This window comes from Vibrio sp. OPT46 (genome assembly GCF_015163535.1).
Taxonomy (GTDB): Bacteria; Pseudomonadota; Gammaproteobacteria; order Enterobacterales; family Vibrionaceae; genus Vibrio; species Vibrio alginolyticus.
This window is the reverse complement of record NZ_JADDYG010000128.1, coordinates 1-1,346: the sequence shown is the minus strand read 5'-3', so window position 1 is coordinate 1,346 and position 1,346 is coordinate 1. Positions and strand designations below refer to the sequence as shown.

Sequence of the window (1,346 nt, the reverse complement as noted above, 5' to 3'; positions counted from 1 at the left end):
TGAAGCTAACACTCTCGTGCAAAGCCACCAATTCGTTTTCTATTAGGTTTGTTGTTTCAAAAATATTAACCATTGGCTGAACCATTACTAAAGACCGATAACTTTATAATACCATATTTAAACACATATTGTAGACTTAAATATACTTAGTGCACTTTTTTGTGCACATCTATTGAGGATGGTGTATTTATATGGTATTTTATTTCTATTCTTTTTGTCATCGGGTCAAGACATGTACACACCAATTTATTCTGAACAAGACCTTCAATTAGTACTCTTCAGAGCTAACGAGGGTATTTGCACGAATGGTATTTCTGTATTTGAGGGGGTAATAACAGGCAAAGAATTTGCTGAGAACTTCACTGAAGAAGAGAGCTCAGATAGTTTAAATGAGTATCTAAAAAGACAAAGAGACCTTGAGAAAGGTCGTGCTCAAGGTTTGATTAATTATTTCGACAATAGGGAGGATACAGTACTCCCTAGCATTACTGTCTTTGTTTCTTCATTAAAACTCCATGAGGAAATATCTATTGGTAACAAAGAAGTCGTCACAGCCACATTAGAAAGTTCATCTGACCGTCTTGTATGTGATGGTCAGAACCGTTTGAATTTATTTAAGGACAGAGTTTCGAATGCTAGTCCTACTCAGTACCATACGCTGGGAGTTAAATTCATTGTTACAAACACGGACACCTTAGAGCCAGTCACTCAAAAGATTAGACAGGTATTTTCTGACTACCACTTACACCTTCGTAAACCAACATCAGCACAAAACTTATTCTTTGACAGCTCGCAAAGCTTTTCCAGATTAATTCGGGACCAGATACTCGATAATGTATTAGTTGATGGTCATTCACTAAGGCGGTTTATAAGTACCACTGGAAAACCCAAGAAATCCCAGCTAATGGACTTGAAGCAGTTAAGCGATTTCATTTGTACCGCATTAGGTACAACTCCTGTAAGAATGAACAAAGTGCTTGAAGGTTCAAGCGATGCCGAAGCTGAAATAATTCGCTTAACAACTCCATTCCTCACAAAGTTTTTTTCTCTTATACCTATGAGGTTTCTTTCAGACTCAGGGCAAAATGTTATGTACACGAAAAGTATATTTTGGAAAGGGACTGCGATAGTAATTCGATCTATCTTCGAAGAGCATTTGTCTCGAATGCATAAAGCCCCCATTGATTGGTCAGTACTAGATGGGATAGTTCGATTGCCTGTGAAAGATGTTACTCATGACTTTTGGCAAGAGAATAATGTAGTACAGAAATCTATTTCAAGAAATGGAAGTATTAAATACAGAATGATCCGCAGCTCAGAGAGAAGCTGTGCTACTGCTATTTGTA

Annotated in this window: 1 protein-coding gene; it reads left to right on the top strand. The window is 37.2% G+C overall.

The window, feature by feature from the left end:
• Positions 1–232: 232 nt before the first annotated feature.
• A partial coding sequence (locus IQR33_RS05750) for a DGQHR domain-containing protein (protein WP_193843585.1) occupies positions 233–1,346 on the top strand: 1,114 nt, incomplete at its 3' end.